At 55.7% G+C, this 8,238-nt stretch carries 9 protein-coding genes; 1 reads left to right on the forward strand and 8 read right to left on the reverse strand.

The window, feature by feature from the left end; translation table 11 throughout:
- From nikR to E0D98_RS19140, 8 genes are all read right to left on the reverse strand, one after another.
- Positions 1–335, reverse strand: a 335-nt coding sequence (nikR, locus tag E0D98_RS19105; RefSeq protein WP_131890843.1) for a nickel-responsive transcriptional regulator NikR, incomplete at its 3' end; no start/stop codon positions are given.
- Between the two features lie 5 nt (positions 336–340).
- Complete coding sequence (gene nikE / locus E0D98_RS19110) at positions 341–1,147, reverse strand: nickel import ATP-binding protein NikE (protein WP_000173630.1); 807 nt, start codon at positions 1,145–1,147, stop codon at positions 341–343.
- Positions 1,144–1,908: a nickel import ATP-binding protein NikD gene (gene nikD, locus E0D98_RS19115; RefSeq protein ID WP_001136229.1), complete on the reverse strand. Its 765-nt coding sequence runs from the start codon at positions 1,906–1,908 to the stop codon at positions 1,144–1,146. Before nikD ends, nikE begins: the two co-directional genes overlap by 4 nt.
- A complete protein-coding gene (gene nikC, locus E0D98_RS19120) occupies positions 1,908–2,741 on the reverse strand; it encodes a nickel ABC transporter permease subunit NikC (protein WP_001008963.1) in 834 nt (277 codons plus the stop codon). The genes nikD and nikC overlap by 1 nt, the downstream gene beginning before the upstream one ends.
- Positions 2,738–3,682 (reverse strand): nickel ABC transporter permease subunit NikB, encoded by a 945-nt coding sequence (gene nikB, locus E0D98_RS19125; protein WP_000947068.1) that lies wholly within the window; start codon positions 3,680–3,682, stop codon positions 2,738–2,740. Before nikB ends, nikC begins: the two co-directional genes overlap by 4 nt.
- Entirely contained in the window at positions 3,682–5,256 is a 1,575-nt protein-coding gene (gene nikA, locus E0D98_RS19130; protein WP_000953356.1) for a nickel ABC transporter substrate-binding protein, read from the reverse strand. The genes nikB and nikA overlap by 1 nt, the downstream gene beginning before the upstream one ends.
- A 110-nt stretch (positions 5,257–5,366) precedes the next feature.
- Entirely contained in the window at positions 5,367–5,954 is a 588-nt protein-coding gene (acpT, locus tag E0D98_RS19135; RefSeq protein ID WP_000285784.1) for a 4'-phosphopantetheinyl transferase AcpT, read from the reverse strand.
- Between the two features lie 54 nt (positions 5,955–6,008).
- Positions 6,009–7,058, reverse strand: coding sequence for an AI-2E family transporter (locus E0D98_RS19140; RefSeq protein ID WP_001297848.1), 1,050 nt, complete (start codon positions 7,056–7,058; stop codon positions 6,009–6,011).
- Positions 7,059–7,156: 98 nt separating this feature from the next.
- On the opposite strand from E0D98_RS19140, the gene E0D98_RS19145 reads away from it, so the two are divergent.
- On the forward strand, positions 7,157–8,238 hold a 1,082-nt coding region (locus E0D98_RS19145), incomplete at its 3' end, for an MFS transporter (protein WP_131890846.1).

Here is an 8,238-nt window from a genome sequence, read left to right on the forward strand (position 1 = left end):
GCAAAATGCTGCACGTCGCCCATATCACCTTTCAGCACGGCGATTTCCAGACAGTCGTCGTGATTGATATGCACATGCAGCGTGGCGACGGAGAGATCGTGGTGATGGTGCTGGGTGGAGACAATGCGGCTGGCTAAGTCGCGTTTTTCGTGTTCATACACATAGGAGAGCACCGCGAAACCTTGCGTGCCGTGCTGCTGAGTGGCCTCCTGGGCCAGGGCGCTACGCAGAATATCGCGGATAGCTTCGGAACGATTGTTATAACCACGACGCTGGCTCAGGCTGTCCAGCGTCTCCAGTAAATCGTCATCAAGCGTGATGGTGACTCGTTGCATTTGCGTTAAACCTTTTCTGTGGTGCGACGGCGCACGGGGAATGCGGGTAATACCGCGTTTTGTAGCACACGTCCGGCGTCAGAGGAAAAGGTTAATTTATCTCCCACCACCTGGGTTTCGACGATTTGTCCGTTGTCCATCACCATCACCCGCTGACAGAAGCGTTCCACCAGGCGTAAGTCGTGGGTGATGAACAGGCAGGCGGTGCCAAACTGTTGTTGTAGCTTTTTCAGCAGGCGAATGACGCCCGCCTGTAACACGAGATCAAGGTTAGAAACGGCTTCATCCAGAATCAGTAGTTTCGGTTCGACCGCCAGCGCGCGAGCCAGGCAGACGCGCTGGAGCTGGCCGCCGCTTAACTGCGGTGGGCGTTTGTCGAGAACGCTGTCATCGAGATCGACCGCCTTCAGCATTTCGCTGGCGCGCGCCAGTTGTTCGGATTTTTTCAGTGATAGCAGGTGGCGCATCGGTTCACGCAGGATCTCGCGCACGGTTTTGCGCGGATTCACGGCGCTGATGGAGTCCTGAAATACCATCTGAATATCGCGGCGGAACGCTTTACGCTGGGCGCGATTGAGTTTCGCCAGCGGTTCGCCACGCCAGCTAATATTCCCCTGCGCGGGCGATTCTAAACCCACCAGCAACCGCGCGAGGGTACTTTTCCCGCAGCCGCTGCGCCCCAGCAGGGCGACGGTTTCGCCGCTTTTCAGGGTCAGGGAAACGTTATTCAGCACCGCCTGATGTTGATGTTTTCCGTTAAATCCACCGTGCGCATAGTGATGGGAAAGGCCGGAGATGTTAAGTAAAGTCATGATGCCAGCTCCATACCGTAGAGGGCGAGATGAGCGGAAACCAGGCTGCGCGTCACTGTATGTTTGGGGGCGTTAAACAGCGTTTCTACATCGCCCTGTTCGACAATCTTACCGTCAGACATCACCGCCACGTCATCCGCCAGACGCGCCACAACGCCCATATCATGGGTCACCAGCAGCATTCCCGGCGCTTGTTTTTGCATAATGCTTTCCAGCAGATCGAGGATGCGCGCCTGTGCTACCACGTCGAGGTCGGTGGTCGGTTCATCGGCGATGATAAACGGTGATTCACACAGCACCGCCATCGCAATCATCATGCGCTGCAACATGCCGCCGCTCATCTCGAACGGGTACAGCTTCAGCACGCGCGCGGCGTTTTCCAGCCCCACCGCTTCTATGGCAGCGGTAAGCGTAGCGTCATCGGCGGGTTTCCCTAACGCCAGGCAGGTTTCCCGCGCGTGGGTGTGCATGGTGTGCAGTGGATTAAAGGCGCTGCGCGGGTTCTGCATGATGGTGGCAATTTTGATGCCGCGCAGGGCGCAAGGCGAAACCGGTTTGCCATCGGCTAAAATTTCCCCCGCCGTCTGGCGAACGCCAGCGGGCAAAATGCCCAGCGTCGCGGCGCAGGTTAATGATTTCCCGCTGCCGCTACCGCCGACTAACGCCAGCACGCGCCCGCGTTGCAGGGTTAACGATACACCGTGTACCAGCGGCTGCGCGGCCTGTAGCGCGATATTACGTAGTTCAATCTGTTGCGGCATTAGTGTGCGTGCTCCGTCACCAGATGAGGATCCAGATGATCGCGCAGTGCGTCACCCACCAGGTTAAAGGCCATCACGCTGATAAACAGCGCCAGCCCCGGCCAGAACATTTGCAGCGGCTGGGTCCAGATATACTGGCGCGCGTCGTTAATCATCACGCCCCATTCGGCGGTCGGCGCGGTCACACCGAGGCCAAGGAAAGACATCCCCGCGACGTGCAGCATCATATGGCCGATATCCAGCGTTGCCAGCACCAGCAGCGAAGGGATCACCGCGCCTGCCAGATGATCGACAAACACCCGCACATGGCCCGCACCGGAAAGCCGTGACGCCAGCACAAACTCGCGTTGGCGTAGTGAAATCACCAGGCTGCGCACCATGCGTGCATACCACGCCCAGTGCGACAGGGCGATGGCGATAATTACGTTGGTCAGCCCGGTGCCGAGCACGCCAACCATAAAGAACGACAGAATCGAGGTCGGGAAGGTCATAAACATATCGGCGACGCGCATGGTGGCCTGATCAACGCGTCCGCCAATCAGTCCGGCGCTGCCGCCAATCACCAGCCCTAATGTCAGCACCAGCAGCAGGCAGGCCATTACCGAACCGAGCGACACGCGGGTCGCCGCCATCAGCCGCGAGAAAATATCACGCCCTAAGTGATCGGTGCCCAGCCAGTGCTGCGCATCCGGCGAAAGCAGGCGCGACGGCAGATCAATAGCCTGAGGGTCATACGGCAGCCACCACTGGCTGGTAAGCGCAATCAGCGCCAGCAGGGCGATAATGATCAGCGCCAGGCGTACCGACCAGCGGGAAGAGAGGAAAAAGTTCACGCGTGCGCTCCTTCATGACGACGAATGCGCGGGTCCAGCGCGGCGTTGAGCAAATCGACAATCAAATTACAGACCACAAAAACCACCACCATCATCAGCGTAAAGCACTGGATCACCGGATAGTCACGGTTAAAAATCGCCGACACCGCATAGCGCCCGACGCCCGGCCAGGCAAAGATGTTTTCGATAATCATCGTCCCGCCGATCAGTTCGCCGATGTGCATCCCCACGGCGGTGATCATCGGCAGCGAGGCATTGCGCAGGATGTGGCGACGTTCGGTCTGTTTGTCGTTCAGGCCGCGCAGACGCGCCCAGGTGACGTGACGCTGACCGGCGACGTCCAGCATACTGGCGCGCAGTAAACGCGCGTTAATCGCCAGCGACATAAAGGCAATGGAAACCGCAGGCAAAATGATGTGCTGCCAGCCGCCGTAACCCATCGCGGGTAGCCATTGCAGATACACCGAAAACGCCATCACCAGTAAAAACGCCAGCCAGAAGTTAGGCATCGACACGCCAAGAAACGCGATGAAACGTACGGCGAAATCCGGCAGACGGTCGCGGTGGCGCGCCGCCCAGATACCGAGCGGTACGGAAGTGAGCAGAATTAATACCAGCGCCGCACCTGCAAGTTCCAGCGTGGCGGGCAGGAAGTTCAGCATATCGTCCAGTACCGGGCGTTGGCTGGCGAATGAGATACCAAAGTCAAGATGCAGCGCCTTCCACAACCAGGTGCCGTACTGGACGTACAGCGGCTGATCCAGTCCCAGCATGGTGCGGGTAGAGGCCAGCATCTCCGGCGTCGGCGGCAGGTTAGACAGACGCAAATAATCGAGCGCCGGGTCGCCGGTACCGAGGCGCAGCATCAGAAAAATGATCACCGAGGCGGCGAGCACCATCGGGATCAGCAGCAGAAAGCGGCGTAATACGTAACGCAACATTAAGGTTTCACCGGTTTAATCTGTTCGAACGGAATTTCGGTGGCGATCGGCGCGTAGGGGATGTTACCCAGCTCCGGTTTTGATACCACCATCATCGAGATGTAGCTGATAGGCAGATAAACCGCCTCGTCATGCAGACGGGTCAGAATGTCGCGATACAGCGCCTGACGTTGCGTTTCGTCATGGGTCGCCAGCACTTCGCCGATCTCTTTATCAATCAGCGGCTTGTCGGCTAATCCTTGCTGTGCCTGGAAGTCAGCGTGCGACGGTACGCGCATTGAACTCAGGAAGGCGTGTGGATCGTATGGCGCGCCCCAGGTGCGGTGGAAAATCATGCCAAAACGACCGTCGCGCTGACGAGCATAGATACTGCTCTCTTCTTCGCCAATCAGCGAGACATCTGCGCCAATCTGGCGCATATCAGCCTGAATGATTTCCGCCATCGATTTGCTTAACGCATCGGTGCCGATGAACGACAGTTCAATGCGCAGCGGCTGACCATTTTTCTCGCGGATGTCTTTGCCCGCAGGCAGCGTCCAACCGGCTTTTTCCAGCAACTCTTTCGCTTTCTGCGGATCGTACTGGCGCGGTTTCAGGCCGAGATTAGCGTAAGGCACAGAAGGGGCAAACAGGGTGTCGGCGACCTGCTGGGTGCCATATAACGCGTTATCAATCAGCGATTTTTTGTTTACCGCGTAATTAAGAGCTTCACGTACTGCCAGCTCGTTGGTGGGGGCTTTGGCGGTATTGAGCGCCAGCATCACGGTTTCGATCGGCTGTGACAGTTGGGTGTGGTAAGCCGGATTCTGGCTAAAGCGGGCGAAGGTATCGAGCGGTAATAACCCTTCGTTTCCGTACAGCAGGTCGATATCGCCAGTTTCAAACGCCACCGCGCGGGTAGTCGGGTCCGGGATGACGTTAAAGGTGATCTTTTTAATCGCTGGCTTTTCGCCCCAGTAGTTTTCGTTACGGACGAAGACATCGTACTGATTCAGTTTCGATTCCTGCAAAATCCACGGTCCGGTGCCAATCGGCGCTTTAATTCCGTTCATGGTTTCATGGTTTTTAAACTGCGAGGGAGCGATAAAACGGAAAGGACGGGGCAGGGCCAGTTCTTGCAGGAAAGGATAGTAGGCGCTTTTCAGGGTAATTTGCAGCTCTGTTTTACTGAGTGCTTTAACATCAACAATCTGGTTTGCCAGCTCCAGCCAGGCGTGACGTTGACGGTTATCGAGCACTGCGCGGAAGTTTTCTGCCGCCGCCTCGGCATCGAACGGTTCACCGTTGGAGAATTTCACGTCATCACGCAGGGTGAAGGTCCAGGTTTTACCATCTTCTGAATGAGTCCAGCTTTTTGCCAGCCACGGGATCACCGAACCGTCTGCCTGATATTTCACCAATGGTTCATAAACCATGCTCTGGGCGAACATCTGGTTAGGCGTGTAAAGGTGCGGGTTTAGTGGCCCGACATTCACCGGCCAGGCGGTGGTGATTTCATCTGGTGCAGCGGCATGGACGATAAAAGACGCACAAGCCAGCAGCGCAAATAGAGTGCGGCGGAGTGTGGAGAGCATGGTAACCCCAATGGATTAAAATAGATGGCGGAAATAAGTATGACGATTTTAAGTATTCGTCATACTGATTACCTGTTCTGGATCAATAGATGGGCAGTCGGGTGGGCGGATCAGTTAACTGAATCGATCCATTGCACACTGTCGGCGGTGAGCGTAAAGGGAGTAGGGGTGCAGATCGCCAGGCTTAAATTTTCAAGCTGACAATGGCTGACTGACAGCGAGGAGTGATAGGTGCTGTCTACGCTGACGATTTGCCAGGCGCTGCCGCCACGCTGTTTAACGATGGCTTCTTTGCGCGTCCAGATGCGCCAGAACATTTCCAGTTGCTGATCAGGATGCACGGCGTCCATCTCAGCGTGTTCCCCGAGGCTGAATACGGCGTTCGCCAGCCAGCGCCAGTTGGCGCGCGGGCGAATCACTTCGATATCGCAGCCGACTTCGCCTTCATCACTCAACAGCAGGGCGATATCGTCACCGCTATGGCTTAAGTTGAACCATAGCGGCGTTTCCGGCGCAAATGCAGGTTTGCCTTGTTCGCCATAGATGATCTCCGGTAGCGGGGAAAGCGTGTGCGAAAGCAATGCACGCCCCGCCAGCCAGCGTTCGCGTCGTGGACCTTGCGGTGCTTGCTCGCGTAAACCCGGTGGCAGTGGAGCTGCGCTTAAGGTCGAAACTTTCCCCAGAACTATCCGATACATATCAGGGCCAACGTTTAATGGAAAATGAAAGTGCGTATCGTATCACTTGTCGCCTCATCCCGGTAACCGACTTTTCGGTCTGCCTGGCCCCAGTAAAATCGCCAGTTTGCTACCGCCTTTGGTGGTTTCCATCCAGATTTTACACACACTGGTTAATGGCACCGAAAGTAGCATCCCTACCGGGCCGAGCAGCCATCCCCAAATTAACAATGAAAGAAATACCACCATGGTGGACATCCCCAGGCGATGGCCCATCATCCGTGGCTCTAAAATATTGCCGATGACCATATGGACAACTAAAAACAATGCGCCGACCAGAATACATTCGTAAATACCATTAAACAGCAGCACCTGAATCATTGGCGGTACGGCGGAAATTACCGCGCCGATATTGGGCACGTAGTTAAGCAAAAACGCCAGTACTGCCCACATCAGCGCAAACTGTACCCCCATCAGCTCCAGCCCCAGCCAGACGATGACACCTGTCCATAAACTGAGTAGCGTCTTCAATGCAAGATAGTGCGAAACGCCTTTAAGTGCGCGGTGTAATCCCGCGATGTGAATCTGTGGATTATTCAGCGCAAAACGCATTTTGTAAGGGACGTGGCGCACTTCAAACAGCATAAAAACTACGGTCATCACCAGCAAAAGCACGCTCGCCATTGCCCCGGAAAGCCCGGTCATTAGCGCTGTGGTGAAGGTAACCACTTTTTCCGAGTCCATCCGCTGCAGCATTCGCTCCGGCGACATATGCAAATTAAGAAAAGGCAACATCTCCTGCAATTTAAAAAGTTTGCGCGTCAGCTCCTTATTAAACTTCGGCAGCATAGAGATAAATTCGTTAAACGATGCCGCCAGTACGCCGACCAGCGCGGTTAGTGCGATCAGCATCACCACCACTACAATCGTAATGGCAACGGGGCGTTGTACTCCCCGACGAATAAACCAGGTGACGAGCGGGTTGAGGACGATGGCAAAAAACAGCGCCAGTAACAGCTGCACAATGATATCTGCCGCTGCGTGAATGCCCGCGAGGATCACTACCAGCGAGGCCAGCTTGAGCAGAATGTGCATGCCCGTTTTATCGGGTTGAGGGGTTTCCATTGGGGCTTCCTTGTGACTTTTTGTATTAAGTGTAGCGGGAGTCACGCCAGCAATATTCTGATTCTTACTGCTGATTTTCACGTCAGCACATGGTAAAAATGAAACACTGTTGTAAAAATGTGGTGATCCTCATGCCCGAACCCGTAGCCGAACCCGCGCTAAACGGATTGCGCCTGAATTTGCGCATTGTCTCCATTGTCATGTTTAACTTCGCCAGCTACCTCACCATCGGGTTGCCGCTCGCTGTATTACCGGGCTATGTCCATGATGTGATGGGCTTTAGCGCTTTCTGGGCAGGATTGGTTATCAGCCTGCAATATTTCGCCACCTTGCTGAGCCGCCCTCATGCCGGACGTTATGCCGATTTGCTGGGACCCAAAAAGATTGTCGTCTTCGGTTTATGCGGCTGCTTTTTGAGCGGCCTGGGGTATCTGACGGCAGGATTAACCGCCAGTCTGCCTGTCATCAGCCTGTTATTACTTTGCCTGGGGCGCGTCATCCTTGGGATTGGGCAAAGTTTTGCCGGAACGGGATCGACCCTGTGGGGCGTTGGCGTGGTTGGCTCGCTGCATATCGGGCGGGTGATTTCGTGGAACGGCATTGTCACTTACGGGGCGATGGCGATGGGTGCGCCGTTAGGCGTCGTGTTTTATCACTGGGGCGGCTTGCAGGCGTTAGCGTTAATCATTATGGGCGTGGCGCTGGTGGCCATTTTGTTGGCGATCCCGCGTCCGACGGTAAAAGCCAGTAAAGGCAAACCGCTGCCGTTTCGCGCGGTGCTTGGGAGCGTCTGGCTGTACGGTATGGCGCTGGCACTGGCTTCCGCCGGATTTGGCGTCATCGCCACCTTTATCACGCTGTTTTATGACGCTAAAGGTTGGGACGGTGCGGCTTTCGCGCTGACGCTGTTTAGCTGTGCGTTTGTCGGTACGCGTTTGTTATTCCCTAACGGCATTAACCGTATCGGTGGCTTAAACGTAGCGATGATTTGCTTTAGCGTTGAGATAATCGGCCTGCTACTGGTTGGCGTGGCGACTATGCCGTGGATGGCGAAAATCGGCGTCTTACTGGCGGGGGCCGGGTTTTCGCTGGTGTTCCCGGCATTGGGTGTAGTGGCGGTAAAAGCGGTTCCGCAGCAAAATCAGGGGGCGGCGCTGGCAACTTACACCGTATTTATGGA

This window comes from Escherichia sp. KCJ4928 (assembly GCF_004352695.1).
GTDB lineage: Bacteria > Pseudomonadota > Gammaproteobacteria > Enterobacterales > Enterobacteriaceae > ECMA0423.